Consider the following 17,276-nt stretch of genomic DNA (forward strand, 5'->3'; position numbering starts at 1 on the left):
GCTTAAAAGCCTTAACGAAGTAGCGTTTCAACAACGAACTTGTTAAAAATGTAGCGGTATAACCGGAACCGTATCGCCAACTTTTAACTCACTTATATCTTCATGTACTACCATTAGGCAGTTAGCAGAAGTGATTGAAGTCATAACGCCAGAGCTTTGTGACCTAAATGGTGTGACTTCCCATTCACCTTGATTATTTCTTACCATGGTTGCACGCTGAAAGTCTCGCCGGCCTGCACGTCGCTTAAGAGGTGTCGTAATGCTAGCGTTAACAAAGAACGGCTCGTGCGGTTGTACTTGCCCTTGCATTTTTTTGATAACAGGCACAACCAATAATTTTGCGGTAACAAATGAAGACACAGGATTGCCCGGTAAACCGCAAAACAACGTGTTGTTTATTTTACCCAGAGCAAAGGGTTTACCCGGTTTAACTGCGACTTTCCAAAAGTCGATAGTGCCCAATTCAGCGATGATATCTTTTACATAGTCGGCATCGCCCACAGATACACCACCGCTACTTACCATTACATCTACACGCTCGCTCGCCTCAATGAAGAGTCTACGCAAAGAAGCTTCGTCGTCTTCTACAATGCCGAAATCAACAAGCTCTACGTTTTCATTGCTTAAAATGCTGCTTACACCAACGCGATTAGACTCGAAAATTTGTGTCGATTTACAGGGTTCGCCAGGTGCAGCAAGTTCAGAACCAGTCGCGACTACACCAACGCGAAGTTTTCTGAATACTGCCACCTTACTGTTTCCTTGGGAGGACAGCAGCATAAGGTGTTCGGCGTGAAGGCGCGTGCCCTTGCTTATTAGTGTATCGCCACTGGCGATATCATTGGCCTTTTTACGTATATTCTCTTGCGCCGATGGAATTTTATTGATCAAAACCGCGCCATCATGACTTTCGGTATTCTCTACCATTACAACGGCGTTAGCATTGGCAGGCACCGGGGCCCCCGTCATTATTTTAAATGCTTTGCCTTTTTCAAGCGGCTCATCAGCACTCATGCCAGCTGTAATTACACCCTGTACTTCGAGTTTATCACTGTGTTTGAGATCTTCCGCATTTACGGCATAGCCATCCATTGCTGAATTATCCCATGGCGGGACATCAACGTGGGCAGTTACATCTTGGGCCAAGATGCGGTTGTTGGCGTCAAAAATGCTCACTTGCTCAACGTCGTTTATCGCTTTTGCAGCGTCTAATGCTTTAGTGAGGGCTTCTTCTAGTGAAAGCCATTTAGATGACATACCAACAACTCCATGAAATGATTTAACACGCGGATATTACAGAAAAAGCGGCCTTATACCAAAGGTTAAAGCGTGAAATAAAAGAAAGTATGCGTAAACGACGCAATTGAAGTTTCATCAACGGCTATGTCAGGTGAATTAAGAAGCGAACGTTAATATCTCTTCAAAGTCGTCGAAAACCCAGTTAGGTTTATATTTTGCGATGCTCTCACCATAGTTATACCCGTAGGTAAGCCCTATACTCTTTATGTTCGCGGCTTTTGCGGCAACAATGTCATTTTTAGAATCTCCAACCATTACACACTGTGAGGGCGAAACACCAAGCTTTTCACAGGCGTGCAGAAGGGGAAGGGAAGAAGGCTTTTTTTCCGGTAAACTATCACCGCCAATGGTAAGCGAAAACAACGAAAATATTGAGAACGATGAAAGAATAGGCTCAATAAATTCCGAAGGTTTATTAGTGATTAATGCTAGCGTGAACCCTTGTTCTTTTAGCGCGTGAAGTGTTGCGAACACGCCGTCGTACAGCACTGTACTTTTAGTATCTAGCGTTCGGTAATAGAACAGAAATTTTTCTAAAGCGGCATCAATCTCGTTTGATGTGTAATGGTGTCTGATCTCTGCGTTGCCGCTCAATCCGCGTTCCACCAGAACACGAGCACCATTTCCAACCCAGTGTCTAATTGTCTGCTCGTTATACGTTGGTAATTGGTAGTCGTTTAATGTTTGGTTTAACGCTGTTGCCAAATCAGGAACAGAGTCTACCAAGGTTCCGTCTAAATCGAAAAAAAAGGTATTAATTTCTTGCATTACAAACTTTTGATTTGCTAACTCGTGTGACAAGCATAACACCGCAGTATCCTTACCGCGGTAGATTTATTGGTCGACTGGCGTTATAAGCTCAAAGATTCATTCAAAATCTTGGTTGCTGATCCAAAGCACTTGATAAGGCTTCATTTGTAAGAAACCACTAGAAAGGGCTATCTCGTCACGGGTGATGAGATCAATCCAATTATCTGTGCCAATAAGATTTATGTCAGACAGCAAAATTGTTTGTTCTTCGTCTGAAATATTACTAATACAGAAAATACTTTGCTTTCTATCGAGACTTTGTCGCCAGTAGCCAAATAATTGATTACCAAGCTGCAATGTAAACTGCGTTGCATTGGGGTGAAATGCGGGCTGCGCTTTGCGTATGCGTATAAGCTGCGAGATTCGAGTGAGTACTTTATGATGCTGTGAAAAGGGCGAATCTAACAGAGCCTCTAACTCGTTAAAGTCCCAACGTTTTCTGTTGATTGAACGATTTTGTCCTGTATTAGCGACTTTTTCGTAATCGTTGGATGTGCCAAGTAAACTGTGAATGTAAATTCCTGGTATACCTTCCATACCTAACATTATGGCGTGAGCACAAATAAATCGGTCCACTTGATACTTATCAGGGCCCTTGGTGGTTCCTTGCAGCGCGTCGAACAGGGTGATGTTTATCTCGTAAGGCTTTTGCTGACCGTGATCAGAAGCGCGCCACGACACCTTGCCGCCAAAGTGTTGCATTGTATGCACAAGCTCTGAAATTTCTTCATCTGACAGTAGGCCTTCCGCCGGACGCAAGCCAATACCATCGTGCGAAGCGATAAAGTTAAAGTAGGCTGTGCCGTTTTGCGCCGGTGGCATACTCATCATCCAGCTTTTCAAATACGTACAATCACCCGTTACTAATGTATTTACAAGTAACGGCGGAAGCGAAAAGTTGTAGATAGCATGGGCTTCGTTAGCATTACCAAAGTACGTTAGGTTTTCCCTGTTGGGAATATTGGTTTCGGTAATGATTATGATGGAAGGATCCACATGTTCAATCAGCGTTCGGATCAAACGTATGACTTCGTGGGTTTGGAATAGATTAATGCAGTTTGTACCTACAATTTTCCAAAGAAATGCCACTGCGTCTAAGCGAAAGATTTTAGCGCCTTTATCAATATACAGCTTGATGATATCGATAAACGCTAACAACACCTTGGGGTTTCTAAAGTCAAAGTCAACTTGGTCGTGACTAAACGTGCACCATACATGCTTTGTACCGTTGGCGGTTTCCGTTTCTCGCAGCAAGGGCGACACACGAGGGCGAGTTACCATGGAGAGGTCATCGGATGGATCTGCTGTGAAGAAAAAGTCAGATCCTGGTCCTTCACCCTTCACAAAGTTATCAAACCACACACTTCTTGCAGAGCAGTGATTGATAACTAAGTCGGTCATCAAGCCATAATCCTCAGCAATGACTTCAATATCGTCCCATGACCCCAGTGCTTCATTCACCGTAGAGTAATCGATAACCGAAAACCCGTCGTCTGAGCTGTACGGAAAGAAGGGCAGGATGTGAACGTTATTAACGGTGTTCTTGCAGTAGCGGTGCAAAAACTTATTTAACGTAACCAGCGGGCGCTCCCCTTCGTCAATGACACTATCACCGTAGGTAATCATGATAATGTCATCTTCATCCCAATAATTGTGATGAGACTGAGGTGAAGCAATATCCGTTTGCTGCTGAATGCCTATAGTGTTCATTAACTCAGTCGCTAGCGTCTCATACGAGACGTCCAGCGATACATCGGCATAAATGCTTTCTAAATGGTGTTTTACTTTGTCATGGAGATGGTCCCATGCCATATTACTTACTCCATATATTCTGCAGTATCGGCTTCAACCGCTTCTAATAGTCGTTCTAAAATATCGGGTACCGCGCTGGTCACGCGGTTCCAGCTTGGTATAAACGGCGTTTCCATAGGGTTTTCTAAAAAGTTTTGCCCCGCTTTCATAATGTTACTGGCAAACATTTCTACTGCTTTCTCTTCGCTGTGAATGTCTAAGTTCAAGCCATTCATTACGGCGTCATTGTGGTAGGTTTCTATAAAGTCTAGCGCAATACGGAAATAGGTGGCTTTAATTGAGCGGAACATTTCGTTGCTAAACGTATAGCCTTGCGTGGCAAGTTTTCTGAAAATGGCTTTGGTAATGTCGATAGACATTTTAGACAAACCACCTTGGTCGTTATTAAGCGATAAATCCTGATGTTTATGGTCGTAAATATCACATATATCTGCCTGACACAGGCGGTTATGCGAATAGTTGCGGTGCATTTCAGACAGCACACCAATTTCTAAGCCCCAGTCACTTGGAATGCGAATATCGTTTAGTACGTCGCGTCTAAACGAAAACTCACCCGCTAATGGATAGCGGAAGCTGTCCATAAACTCCAAGTATTCGTTGTCTCCCATAATGCGTTTTAATGCACGAAGTAATGGCGTAACGAGAAGTCGAGAAACACGGCCATTAATTTTGCCGTTAGCCACACGCGCATAGTAACCTTTACAAAACTCGTAGTTAAACATTGGGTTGGCTACAGGGTAGATAAGCTTTGCGAGCAAATCTTTGTTATAGGTAACAATATCGCAATCGTGTAGTGCAACAGATTCTGCTCGATTCGATGCTAGTACGTAGCCCATGCAGTACCAAACGTTTCGGCCTTTACCTAACTCCTTTGGCGCCAAGCCTTGAGCCTGAAGCTCTTCATCAAGTGCTTTAAGGCGAGGACCGTCGTTCCATAGCACCCTGTGATGCTGAGGAAGTTTGCCGAAAAACTTTAGTGCGTGTTTGTACTGCTCTTCATTGGCTCGGTCCAGACCGATGACAATTTCTGATAAGTAGGGCACGTCTGTTAATTCGTTGACGATATGTGGAAGTGCGTCGCCTTCTAATTCAGAAAAGAGCGATGGTAAAATAAGTGCCATAGGGCGCTTCTGTGAAAACTGTAGAAGCTCTGCTTCAAGCTCTTCGGTAGGACGACGAGCTAAGTTATGTAACGTAGTAACCACACCATTTTGATAAAAATCAGCCATGTGTCCTCCTGATCATAGGGATAGCAATTGAGTAAGCATTTCGTTCCAGCCTTCAGGGCCGGTTAGGGTGCTGGTATAGACCTCTTCTTTTTTTACTGCTGGTGGAGGATTTACCGGGGATAAAATGCGAATGGGGACGTGCGCCGCTTCAAGCATTGCAACGTCGTTCTTACCATCGCCAAGGGCAATAGTGTTAACTTTGGTGGTATGTTGCTTTTGATATTCATTGGCCAGCCACTTGAGAGCCTGGCCTTTATCGCAATTACCTGAAATATGAATGAAGCGGCCGCCTTCCAGAGGGAAAGCACCGCGATCTTTTACTACCTTTAAAAAGCGTTGTTTTTCTTCGTCAGTGCCAAGCCACAAAACCGGCTCGCCAAACTGGCGTTTGGCAGCAAGTGACGCTGACCTTTCGTCAAGCCCAGTACATTCCTGAATTTCTTGAATCGACATTTTTGAGAATTGTTTATACTTGCCGTCAAATTCGCTACCTATTTTTTCAAGTAGCTTAATCCAGTAATTTTTGTTTGAGATAAACGCCTTACACCAGTAGCCATCTATCCAAACCGTACCGCTGGGTTTTTGTTTGAAAAAGCCATGAGGGATGAAAATAGCGGCGCCATTTTCAATAATAAAAGGCCCGTCTAAACCAATACTCTCGCGCAGCGGTTGTAATTCAGCAAAGGTTTTGCTGGTAGTGGGAATAACGGGAATGTCCTTTTTTTCTAATGCCGTTAAAGCCGGTTTCGCCGCCTCGAAAGAGTAGGTATGGTGGTCTAACAGCGTGCCGTCCATATCGGTGAAAACAAGCGTTTTCGTCATCGTTTTACGTCCTGTTTAGTTATCGTTCTTGTTTCATCTAGATAAAACACGGTGTCGCACTTTTCAGGCAAGTGACTTAATGCGTGTTCAGTGATGCGTTGGTAGTGTTGCACAAAGTTTGCCACTTCTTCATCAGACATCACTCCATCGCTATCTTTTAACACTTTTTGGGCGAGTTTATGTTCTTGTTCTAACCGCCATTGATACACACAGTCGAAACTCGGTGCTTTTAGCATAATGCGGTAGTCTATTTTGTCGAACAACGTCTGATAATCGCCTGCTAGTTCAGTGTTTACAAAAGAGCGCCAAATGCCCAATGGGTCCTCTACTTCTTCAAGGTGGTTTACTGGCCGTTTAAGTTCGCTAGATGTTTGCGCAATAGCGCCCACACACCATCCTTCAAGTATGATGAAATCGGGTGAAGATTCGATTACAGGCCACTGTTCTTTGGGGAACGGGTTATCTGTGGCTTTGTTAAAGCGGGGCAGCGATGTACGCGTGCCTTTTTCTAAACTGCGAAACGTATTTAACGCTAGAGGAATGTCATGAGTACCCGGTACACCACGAGTTGCTAGAAGCGGGTGAACTTTTATTGCTAGCGCATTTCGCTGCGACTGGTCGTAGTAAAAATCGTCAATTGAGAGTGATACCACTTTTTTGTTGTGGACCGAGGTAAGGAAGGACTCGATAAAACTGGTCAGAGTTGATTTACCTGAACCCTGACTGCCATTTATGCCCACGATAAATGGTTGTGTTGCACCGTCTTGGTGCTTAAGCAGTTGCTCACATAATGGGGTGAACCATTTTTGTGCAGTTTCTGCATAGGTACTTGGCAATTGATGCGTCGTTAGAAAGCCATGTATATCCATGTTGTCACCTTAATCAATGCAGAATTCGCACGTTCTTCTTGATTAAGATAACAACATTTGTGCCAATAGGGTAACAGAGGCGTGGTCTTACGACTTACTTCTTGTTAGCGACAATAACGGCCCTTTGTGGTGCAGGGTAACCTTCGATAGTGCGAGTAATATCTTCCGGATCGAGAAAATCTTTCAAAGATTGCGTTTCCATCCAAGGCGTTGCGCGCTGCTCATCTAGGGTTGTGTGGTTGATATCTACAACGCGAATATTTTCAAAGCCTAAGCGGCCTAACCAAACAGATAGGGCTGCAGTGCTCGGTAAGAACCACACATTTCGCATTTGTGCATAGCGTTCACCCGCCATCAATACTGTATTTTCATCACCATCCACAACAAGGGTTTCAAGAACCAGTTCGCCACCTTTTCTTAGCTGGTCTTTAAGTTGCTGCAGAAACGCCATTGGGTCTTTACGGTGGTAAAGTACACCCATAGAAAACACAGTGTCGAAAGCTCTCAGTGGTTGCATATCTTCAATGCCCATCGGTAGAAAATGGATATTCTCGGAAGGCGCACTACTTTTACTAATAAATTGTTTAATGGCGTGAAACTGAATAAGAAACAGCTGGGTAGGATCTATACCTATTACGTTATTGGCACCTTCACCCAGCATGCGCCACATGTGATAACCACTACCACAACCTACGTCTAAAACGTTTCGGTCTTTCAGCGAACTAATATGAGGTGCTACGCGGTCCCATTTCCAGTCCGAACGCCACTCTGTATCAATATGAATTCCATGAAGATTAAATGGCCCTTTTCTCCAGGGCATAAACTGCTTTAGTAATCCTTCAATTTGTTTTTGGACATACTCATCTACGTCATTTTCGGTGCCAATAGAAACGCTTGAGGCTAAATCAACACAACTCGGCGACGTAGTCGGCAGCTTCGAAAGTAAACGGCACCATTTATCAAACTCACCGTGTTTAGCAGTTTGCTGCCAGGTTTCCATTTGTGCCGGCAGCGTTTGAAGCCAATGTGATAGCGGGCTGTCTATTAACGATTTGTAGCAATCGGTAAACCAAGTTTGTTCTAATTTGCTCATACTGTTCTTAATATGTGTTGGCGTTGCGGAAAGACGGACGTAGCGAGATTTGTTTAGCCTTTAATGGCAACCATAGACGTGAAGTTATAACATTTGTACCACATCACAACATCGGTAAACCCGACTTTTCTCAAGCGAGTATCATGCTCGTTAAATGTATCGGTTAGCATAACTTTTTCTAACGCGGCGCGCTTTTGGCTCACTTCTAGTTCACTATAACCGTTGTCGCGCTTAAATTGATGATGTAAATCTACCAGCAGTTCATTGCCAGTAAGGGTAGGGTGGCGTATTTTTTCTGATAGCACCAACATACCGCCGGGGTTAAGCCCGTCGTAAATGCGCTTTAATAACGCTTCGCGGTCAGCGGGTGGGATAAATTGCAAAGTGAAATTCATCACAACCAAAGAGGCATTCTTAATTTCTACACTTTGTGCAAACCCATGCTGAATAACAATTGGGTTTGGCAGTGTGAAGGTCTGTACGACGCGTTTGCAGCGTTCTACCATTGCTTCTGAAGCATCCACACCAATAATTTCACATGTATCGTTAGGTACAGCTCTTGCCACAGATAAACTTGCAGCACCTAAGCTACAACCAAGATCATAAACGACGGTATTGGGCGTAACGGCAATTTTAGCCAATTCGCCTATGGTGTGAACAATGGTTTCGTATCCAGGCACTGAGCGCTGAATCATATCGGGAAACACATCAACGACAGACTCGTCAAATTTAAAGTCATCTACTTTATTGAGTGCCTTTGCGTATATATTGTCGTGTTTCTTCACAGTGGGTCTTCAATGAACTAATTTGGGGCGCAATTTTACCGTTTGATACGTAAATGCCAATGGAAAACACCAAATTTGTTATATTTTGCGTGATTTTTCTGGTTTAGGGCTTTTCGTTAATGATCTAAAGTATTAATCTATACTCATAATACAATAAAGAAGCAGTAACGCTAATGACAAGAATTCTAGTAGCAGACGATCACCCATTGTTTCGCGAAGCTTTGAGCGGCGCGTTGGAACCTTACTTTGAAAACGCACAGATAATTCAAGCAGGAAGCTTGGATGATGCGATGGCGAAGCTAAACGAATTCGACGGTGTTGAGCTGATCCTTCTTGACCTTAATATGCCTGGCGGTGAATATTTTAACGGCCTTATCACGCTGCGTGAACAATACCCGAATATCCCTATTGGTGTTGTTTCGGGCAGCGATACTGTTGAGGTTGTCGCTCAAGTAATGAGCCTAGGTGCTCAGGGCTTTATCCCCAAAGTGTCGCAAACACGAGAAATTGCTCAGGCTATTGTAGACATTATTGGTGGCAAAAAGTGGCTTCCAGAAGGTATGGAAGAAGAACTAGAGAAAGTTGACGATGAGCTTAAAGTTCTACTTCAGCGCTTCCGTGAACTTACACCTAAACAGATTCAAGTGCTTTCTTACTTACGCGCAGGCTTAATGAACAAGCAAATCGCTCACGAGATGAACGTTACGGAAGCCACAATCAAAGCACACATTAGTGCCATTCTTCGCAAGCTAGAGATCAACACGCGTACGCAAGCCGTATTGTTGATGGATAAACTCCAACTTAGCTAAACTAAGTATTTATCTAGCGCTAATAAAAAACCGGATTATTCATCCGGTTTTTTTGGCTGTAAAATAATTTCACCACTTTCCGTGACGATCCCAAGACCTTTATCAGGGACATGGTCAAACTTCTTTTGACGTTTTATTAGAAGCGTAGTTGTTGTGTCATCCTTTAAGTCATTGTTAGACGTTTCTGTGTCAATCAGTTTGGTCAAGTATATAGCCCAGTATTCAACGTGAGGCGTTGAGTAATCTTTGTAAAAGGCAATACCAATTTGATCTTGTTCTTGATAAAAAGGTAACTCTGCTAACAAGTGTTGACGGTGTGAAGTCGATGTTTTAAGTGCGTACCACACGTCATCAGCTGTTATATAACCACCAGCAAGGGCCTCCACTTGATTGCTCATCGCATCGCCATAATATTCTGGTAATGTTAAACCAGCATTGCGAATGCGAGTGTTCGGACTGCCGCCTAAAAAGTGAGACACCAAGCCTCTCTCAGCCATGTCTTTGGCTTTTGTTTCAGCCAGCATAACAAGCGTAGGATTACATTTTAGTACCGAACGTTGTTGACCTTTGTCGTTAGCAATTAATAAAGAGAGTTCTCTCGCCTGTTCGGTATTTCCGCAGGTTGTTTGATCGGCCAAGCAAAGGCTAGAAAATACGTAGGTGAGTGATGTAAATAGAATGAATCGTTGACGAAAAAGGCCGCGAGAGCGGCCCTTTTGTTTGAGTATGAAATTAAGCAGCTTTGCCACCTCGTTTCTTAGCAGTGGTGTTGGAATTAACCTTCGCTACTAATTCTTCGTGGTCGAAATCATCGACGTTGATAGTGCGAAGTCTTCCAGCTTCAGTCTTACGAAGTAGATTCGCTTCTTCTTCGTTAATAATTCCTTCTGCTAGCGCTTCGTCAGCAAGCACATCTAAACGGGTAAACGGTAGTTTAGCTTTTTTGTGCTTACAAATACGTTCGAAGATAGGCTCACTTGCTAGTACATCATCAAGAGTTTGCTCAAGATCGCCAAACAAGCTTCCTTCCTCACGGGTGAGGTACTGACCATAACCTAAACGGCTACGTGCAGTTGAAGGCGTTTGAAGCATTTGTGCAATAGCATGTTCTGTCTTGTCTGAAGGCTTACCAATACGTCGGCCAAACGGAATCACCATAACGCGAAGCGCTGCAGCGATTGCGCGGTTAGGGAAGTTAGCCAAGAAGTCATCAATTGCTGTCTCGATATCGTGCAATGTAGTTTGCATTGCCCAATGTAAAAGCGGTAAATCTTCTTTTAGACGACCTTCTTCGTCGAAGCGTTTAAGCGTTGTACTACCCATGTAAAGGCCACTTAGGATGTCACCTAAACGCGCTGATAAACGCTCGCGACGCTTAAGATCACCACCAAGCACACCCATAGAGACATCGGTTAGTAGTGCTAAGTTTGCACTGTAGCCTTGAAGTAGCTTGTAGTAACGCGCCGTTTCGTCAGTGAACGGTGCGCTGCTGAATGCGCCATTGGTTAACGAGAACCAAATACTGCGAACAGTATTAGCTACCGCAAAGCCAATATGACCGAATACCGCTTTATCAAACGCTTTCAACGCTTCTTTATTGTCTTCGATAGACGCAGCTTCTATTTCCTTAAGCACGTAAGGGTGACAACGCATTGCACCTTGACCAAAGATCATCATGTTACGGGTTAGAATGTTTGCGCCTTCAACCGTAATTGATACTGGTACACCTTGATAGCCGCGACCAAGGTAATTGTTTGGCCCAAGCATAACGCCTTTACCGCCGTGAACATCCATCGAATCATTAATGATTTGACGCATCTTCTCGGTTAAGTGGTACTTACAGATAGCCGAGATAACAGAAGGTTTCTCACCAAGGTCTACACCCACCGTTGAGAAGCGTGTTACGCCATCCATCAAATATGCATTACCACCAATGCGCGCAAGCATTTCTTCAACACCTTCCATATGACCTACAGGCATACGGAACTGGCGACGAATACGTGCATATGCACCCGTTGCAAGAGATACTGATTTAGCACCACCAGCAGCAGATGAAGGAAGGGTAATACAGCGACCTACCGACAAACATTCAACCAGCATGCGCCAGCCGCGACCTGCCATTTTCGGACCACCAATGATGTAATCGATTGGAACGAAAATATCTTCACCCTTAATAGGGCCATTTTGGAATGGCGTATTGAGAGGGAAGTGACGACGACCGATCTCTAAACCTTTAGTGTCGCGAGGAATAAGGGCACATGTTATACCCGGCTCTTTGTTATCACCTAGAAGACCTTCAGGATCTTGAAGTTTAAAGGCAAGACCAATAACCGTAGCAACAGGCGCAAGGGTAATGTAGCGTTTGTTAAACGTTAGGCGCATACCCAACACTTCTTCGCCATTCCACTCGCCTTTACATACAACACCAACATCAGGGATCGCACCTGCATCAGAGCCAGCTTCTGGGCCGGTTAATGCAAAACAAGGGATTTCTTCACCGGCAGCAAGACGGGGAAGATAATGATCTTGTTGCTCTTTTGTACCATAGTGCTGAAGAAGTTCGCCCGGGCCCAATGAGTTTGGTACACCGACTGTGCTTGATAGCACCGCGCTAACGCCTGCAAGTTTTTGAAGAACGCGAGACTGGGCATATGCCGAAAACTCTAAACCGCCATACTCTTTCTTGATGATCATCGCGAAGAATTTGTGTTCCTTAAGGAACTGCCAAATTTCAGGTGAAAGATCAGCATCTTTATGGTTTATTTGCCATTCATCGACCATTGAACACACTTTGTCACAAGGACCGTCTAAGAATGCTTGCTCTTCAGCAGTGAGTCGACCTTTCGGAATGCGGTGTAGTTTATCCCAGTCTGGCTTGCCGCTGAAAATATCACCGTCCCACCATACCGTACCTGCGTCGATAGCTTCTTGCTCAGTGCTCGACATTTCAGGCATAACTTTGCGGTAGAAGGCTAGCAGCTTTTTAGAGATGTGCTGCTGTCTGATATTTGCAAGCGTGAACGGCAGTGTTAAAGCAAGGAACACTACCCAACCAAGCAGGCCGATGTCACCGAAAAGGGTGCCTAAAATCATAACACCTGCGCCCATGGCAACCGCTGTTACCAAGCTGGTTCGCTGATAACTAGCTACCGCTAGTGTCAGAACGACCAGTAAAAACCATATAAAATCTGCCATACTTCACTCCTGAAAGGCGTTAAACGTTACGCTAGTCTTAACTCGAGCATAGTGAGTTGCTTTATGAAAAGCAGTCACAGATCGAGGTCAGACCAGCATGCTGTAAACCTATTATTTAATAGGGCAAAGATCAAGATTTTTACATGAATATTCTATTAACAACGACATAAATAATAGGGTAGTGCGTTATCCGCTCTATAAGTATAGTCGTTGCTTATAAATACTGATTTAGAATGTGAATTGTGTTGCGAAACGAGAAGAGGTTACGTGAGGATAAGACAGCAACAGTGTAAATAAAAAAGCACGTCTGAATGCTAGTTCATAACGTGCTTTATTCAACAATTGTGAAAAAGTTGTTGAGACAAAAAACGGTTTATCTTTACGCTTTACTGCGTCTCGAACGATTTCAGCTTGATATCGCCCTGTTCATCGCCTTCTTTGAACTGTTGCAGACGAACTAACGTGTAGTTAAGTGATGGCGCAAACCAAGCAAACGTCTCACGCTTATTTGAGTCGCGAATAAGCTTAACTTTTACAGTTTCAATTTTACCGAAAGGTAAAGACAATACCTCTTCATCCACCACTTGAACGCCGTAGTGACGAAGTTCGCCACGATAATTTACGAAGTGGTATTCTAAAGATGTCTTACCTTCCGCTAACTGCTTTGCAAGGTCAATACGATAAATTTGGTTATCAAATTCGCCGTTCCAATCAAATGTTTCGCCATTCTCGACTGCAATTTTGCCTTGTCCCTGATGACTAAACGTTACCTTAAGCTCTTTATCAGGTCCTGTGCCAGAACGATTATAGTAGTACTCAGAGGGTACGACGGTATTATCATTAACAGTAAAAATAGAATGTTCACTGCGTTTGTCAGACAAGAAAAACTTAGACACTTTTGACGTGTAAATTAGAGAATACTGTTGGTCACCTAATTTCGAGAGCTCAATATTCGCTTCGCCTACGTCGTCACCCCATTTGTAAGCGGTATAGGTTGCCTTGTAGGGCTGAAGCGGTAGCTCTGCACTATCCGTATTTTCTGTACTAGGGTTTGCTTGCGCGGCTACTGAAAGCGATGCTGCTAACAGTGCGCCTAAAGCAAAAGGCTTAGTCGCTTGCATAACCAGATTCTGGTAATTCTTGCTCATCTAAAACTGCCTTATTGTTTCGCATCGATAATCGGCCTGCACTAAACCAAGATAGTACAAGCGGATAGATACGACGTTCTTGTTCTTGAACACGCTCGGCCAGGTCGCTTGCTGTGTCGTCTTCAAACACAGGTACGCGGCTTTGAATGATAACAGGGCCGCCGTCGAGCTCCGGTGTAACAAAGTGCACGCTAACGCCGTGCTCCTTGTCTCCATTGTCGATAGCTCGCTGATGCGTATTCAAACCTTTGTACTTCGGCAACAAAGATGGATGAATGTTCACTAATTTTCCAGCAAAGCTGTCGACGAACTCCGGTGTTAAGATACGCATAAAGCCCGCAAGAACAACACAGTCTGCGCCAAAAGCCTCAATTTGTGCTTTGAGCGCCCCGTCATAAGACTCACGTGAATCGAAGCCTGTATGATCTAAGCAAACCGCATTGATCCCGGCTTCTTTAGCGCGTTCCAGACCATAAGCAGTAGGGCGATTACTGATCACGCCGCTGATTTCTGCATTCAGACGGCCTGCTTTTATTTCATCGATAATGGCTTGTAAATTGCTGCCATTACCTGAAATAAGTACGCATAGTTTGGTTACACTGTTACTCACGCGTTGATCTCTACTTGCTCTTCGCCATCTTTTGCTGCGATATCACCAATAACCCAAGCATTTTCACCGTGTTGTTTAAGAATGTTCAGCGCAGCATCGGTATCGCTTTCGTTAACAACGATTACAAGGCCAACACCACAGTTAAACGTGCGGTACATTTCGTGGCGAGTCACGTTACCGTTTTCTTGTAACCAAGAGAAGATTGCAGGCCATTCCCAAGTGCTTTCGTCAATAACCACTTTCGCATCTTCAGGTAATACGCGAGGGATGTTCTCCCAAAAACCACCGCCCGTGATGTGAGAAATAGCGCTTACTTGCACTTCTTCAAGCAATGCCAATACCGATTTAACATAGATGCGAGTAGGCTCAAGAAGTTGGTCGATGATAGGCTTGCCGTTTAGATCGGCGTTTACATCTGCACCACTAACTTCAATAATCTTCCTAACTAATGAGTAACCGTTTGAGTGAGGGCCCGATGAACCAAGTGCAATTAGTTTTTGACCTGGTTTAACGTTAGTGCCGTCAATAACCTTATCAGCTTCAACCACGCCTACGCAGAAGCCTGCAATATCGTAGTCGCCATCGTGATACATTCCAGGCATTTCGGCTGTTTCACCACCAATTAATGCACAACCTGCTTGCTCACAGCCGGCGCCAATGCCGGTAACAACCGACGCGGCTACATCAACGTCAAGCTTGCCAGTTGCGTAGTAATCTAGAAAGAATAGGGGCTCAGCACCTTGCACAATTAGGTCGTTTACGCACATTGCTACTAAGTCGATACCAACACCGTCATGACGGTTAGCATCCATAGCAACTCTTAGTTTTGTACCCACGCCGTCAGTACCTGAAACAAGTAGCGGCTTTTTATATTTAGTAGGCAGTTCGCAAAGTGCACCAAAACCACCCAGATTACCTTTTACTTCTGGTCTATGGGTTTTCTTGGTAACAGATTTAATGCGTTCAACAAGTTGATTACCTGCATCGATATCTACGCCTGCATCTTTGTAACTTAAAGAGGTTTTATTTTCGCTCACGGTTGGGCCCTGAAACTAAGAGGTAGAAAACCGCGGATTCTACCAGCAAGTCGTCACAAGTCCAATTTGTGAAGGCTATTTTATGCGCTTTTTGATCTTTTTTATTTTAGGGGTGAAATTAAACCCAATATAAAAGACAATAGAAGGCTATCTTTTGGTGAACATCTTGCTTGATAAAATGTCTCGCTCTAAAAAGTAGAGTGAATTGCGCGCAGGTTAGTCCAAGTTTACCGTATATAGGTAAACGAGATTAACTGACGATTCGATAGGTAAGGAATTGATTTTAAGAGAGTATGGAGTGTCAATGTTAACGGCAGTAAAGCGTAACACCAATGGAATTAATTTAACGAGAGTTAGCTTGAAAGGCATTCTGGGCATTTCATTTCTTGCTGCGCTGACTTATGCCCCCTTCATAAATGCGGCTCAACGCGTTGTGGTCAACGAAGCGCAGATTCAAGTTGAAGATCAAACTCAGCGTACCCAACAAAACGCGCTTAAAAAAGCATTAAGGCAGGTTTTTGTGAAGATGTCGGGCAGCACAAGCGTGCTCGATAATGCCGGTGTTAGAGCAGCGTTATCGTCGCCTCAATCGCTGCTTCGTTCCTATCGATTTGCTTTTGACAAAGGTAGAACGTATTACGTTGCGGAGTTCGATCAAGCAAAACTCAATGAACTTCTTCAGCGTGAAATGCTTCCGCTCTGGGGTGATAGACGCCCTGAAACGATAGTGTGGCTTGCGCAGGAAGACGAAAACGAAACTCGCGTCATCTTAGATGAATCTCTCAATACAGAATTACAACATACGCTCAAACAAACAGCGAAAGAACGAGGCGTACCATTAAGCTTGCCTTTAATGGACCTTACCGACAATGTAAATATTTCTACCTATGATGTGTGGGGACGATTTGTTGAGCCTTTGCGCAAAGCTTCTACACGCTATGGCGTCGACAACATTATTGGTGCCAGAGTTTATCGTAACGACGCGAGTGCAATTCCTGATTTGCCGGAAAATGTTGTGCCTTCTGGCACAGTAGAATCTCTTGATAGCGTGCTAGATGAAGAAGCACAGTTTAGAGCACAAACTGATGAACAAAGTTTCGATGAGCGAAATCCGCGTGTAGATAATACGGACGCACAGCGTACCTTTTCAGATAACGTTGAGTCTGGTGCGATTAATAACGGTGTTGATGCTCAGTTAAACGACGGTTATGACGCTACAAACCAAAACTTAAATAATGCTGACGGAACCTCGGCGAAGGAGCTGGCGCAGGAAGAGAGCACAACGATGCCGTTCACCATGAACGAGTTTGCCAACTATGCGAAGCGTGCCGATGAAGGTGACTATGCACTAGACTGGGTGTTCGTTGGTGGCGGTAAGGTTAGCTATGGCAGCATATACGGTGATTCGCCCGAAGCTCTTGGCAATCAGTTAATCGATGCCTACTCAAATTACTTATCGTCGCTTTATGCCATCGTAGGAATCGAAGCGTCTGAGCGAGAAGTTATCAAGGTATCGATTGCCAATATTGGCTCGGTAAAAAGTTACGCCAGCGCTACTGACTATTTAAATAGTTTAAGTGTGATTGAAAACGCTACACTAGTAGAGCAATCTGGTTCTGTTGCCACGTACTCACTTACATTAATTGGAACGGTGGACGATTTACTTAACAGTATTAAACTAGAAAGCAAATTACGTCCCGTAACCGATTCGTACGGACAATCCGTGAAAGGACACAGTTTCTATTGGAGCAATTAATT

Annotated in this window: 15 protein-coding genes; 2 read left to right on the top strand and 13 right to left on the bottom strand. The window is 44.1% G+C overall.

The window, feature by feature from the left end:
* Nucleotides 1-42: 42 nt before the first annotated feature.
* From glp to cmoA, 8 genes are all read right to left on the bottom strand, one after another.
* Nucleotides 43-1,257, bottom strand: a complete 1,215-nt coding sequence (glp, locus tag MHM99_RS12345; RefSeq protein ID WP_239219563.1) for a gephyrin-like molybdotransferase Glp — start codon at nucleotides 1,255-1,257, stop codon at nucleotides 43-45.
* A 138-nt stretch (nucleotides 1,258-1,395) separates the two neighbouring features.
* Nucleotides 1,396-2,067 (bottom strand): phosphoglycolate phosphatase, encoded by a 672-nt coding sequence (locus MHM99_RS12350; RefSeq protein ID WP_239219565.1) that lies wholly within the window; start codon nucleotides 2,065-2,067, stop codon nucleotides 1,396-1,398.
* 99 nt (nucleotides 2,068-2,166) lie between these two features.
* Nucleotides 2,167-3,921, bottom strand: a complete 1,755-nt coding sequence (locus MHM99_RS12355) for a sugar phosphorylase (protein WP_061095214.1) — start codon at nucleotides 3,919-3,921, stop codon at nucleotides 2,167-2,169.
* Between the two features lie 5 nt (nucleotides 3,922-3,926).
* Complete coding sequence (locus tag MHM99_RS12360; RefSeq protein WP_014949682.1) at nucleotides 3,927-5,150, bottom strand: glycosyl transferase; 1,224 nt, start codon at nucleotides 5,148-5,150, stop codon at nucleotides 3,927-3,929.
* Nucleotides 5,151-5,162: 12 nt separating this feature from the next.
* Nucleotides 5,163-5,972, bottom strand: a complete 810-nt coding sequence (locus tag MHM99_RS12365) for an HAD-IIB family hydrolase (RefSeq protein ID WP_014949681.1) — start codon at nucleotides 5,970-5,972, stop codon at nucleotides 5,163-5,165.
* Nucleotides 5,969-6,841, bottom strand: coding sequence for a kinase (locus tag MHM99_RS12370; protein WP_239219567.1), 873 nt, complete (start codon nucleotides 6,839-6,841; stop codon nucleotides 5,969-5,971). The genes MHM99_RS12365 and MHM99_RS12370 overlap by 4 nt, the downstream gene beginning before the upstream one ends.
* A gap of 94 nt (nucleotides 6,842-6,935) precedes the next feature.
* Nucleotides 6,936-7,934, bottom strand: a complete 999-nt coding sequence (gene cmoB / locus MHM99_RS12375) for a tRNA 5-methoxyuridine(34)/uridine 5-oxyacetic acid(34) synthase CmoB (protein ID WP_049588873.1) — start codon at nucleotides 7,932-7,934, stop codon at nucleotides 6,936-6,938.
* Between the two features lie 53 nt (nucleotides 7,935-7,987).
* Nucleotides 7,988-8,719: a carboxy-S-adenosyl-L-methionine synthase CmoA gene (gene cmoA, locus MHM99_RS12380; RefSeq protein WP_039227627.1), complete on the bottom strand. Its 732-nt coding sequence runs from the start codon at nucleotides 8,717-8,719 to the stop codon at nucleotides 7,988-7,990.
* 173 nt (nucleotides 8,720-8,892) lie between these two features.
* On the opposite strand from cmoA, the gene MHM99_RS12385 reads away from it, so the two are divergent.
* Nucleotides 8,893-9,528, top strand: coding sequence for a response regulator transcription factor (locus tag MHM99_RS12385; RefSeq protein ID WP_014976692.1), 636 nt, complete (start codon nucleotides 8,893-8,895; stop codon nucleotides 9,526-9,528).
* Between the two features lie 35 nt (nucleotides 9,529-9,563).
* Here the strand turns inward: MHM99_RS12385 and MHM99_RS12390 are convergent, their stop codons facing one another.
* The 5 genes from MHM99_RS12390 to purM form a co-directional block, all read right to left on the bottom strand.
* Nucleotides 9,564-10,277 carry a CAP domain-containing protein gene (locus MHM99_RS12390; protein ID WP_049588874.1) on the bottom strand — a complete coding sequence of 238 codons (714 nt, stop codon included), beginning with the start codon at nucleotides 10,275-10,277 and terminating at the stop codon, nucleotides 9,564-9,566.
* Complete coding sequence (gene fadE, locus MHM99_RS12395; RefSeq protein WP_187446554.1) at nucleotides 10,261-12,723, bottom strand: acyl-CoA dehydrogenase FadE; 2,463 nt, start codon at nucleotides 12,721-12,723, stop codon at nucleotides 10,261-10,263. The genes MHM99_RS12390 and fadE overlap by 17 nt, the downstream gene beginning before the upstream one ends.
* Nucleotides 12,724-13,109: 386 nt before the next feature.
* Entirely contained in the window at nucleotides 13,110-13,871 is a 762-nt protein-coding gene (locus MHM99_RS12400) for a DUF3108 domain-containing protein (RefSeq protein WP_231506486.1), read from the bottom strand.
* Complete coding sequence (purN, locus tag MHM99_RS12405; RefSeq protein WP_014979424.1) at nucleotides 13,831-14,481, bottom strand: phosphoribosylglycinamide formyltransferase; 651 nt, start codon at nucleotides 14,479-14,481, stop codon at nucleotides 13,831-13,833. The genes MHM99_RS12400 and purN overlap by 41 nt, the downstream gene beginning before the upstream one ends.
* Nucleotides 14,478-15,518, bottom strand: a complete 1,041-nt coding sequence (gene purM / locus MHM99_RS12410) for a phosphoribosylformylglycinamidine cyclo-ligase (protein WP_239219569.1) — start codon at nucleotides 15,516-15,518, stop codon at nucleotides 14,478-14,480. Before purM ends, purN begins: the two co-directional genes overlap by 4 nt.
* Nucleotides 15,519-15,822: 304 nt before the next feature.
* On the opposite strand from purM, the gene MHM99_RS12415 reads away from it, so the two are divergent.
* A complete protein-coding gene (locus MHM99_RS12415; RefSeq protein WP_239219571.1) occupies nucleotides 15,823-17,274 on the top strand; it encodes a DUF2066 domain-containing protein in 1,452 nt (483 codons plus the stop codon).
* The last annotated feature ends 2 nt before the right edge of the window (nucleotides 17,275-17,276 follow it).

Origin of the sequence: Alteromonas sp. MmMcT2-2 (genome assembly GCF_022348305.1) — a bacterium.
Classification (GTDB): domain Bacteria; phylum Pseudomonadota; class Gammaproteobacteria; order Enterobacterales; family Alteromonadaceae; genus Alteromonas; species Alteromonas macleodii.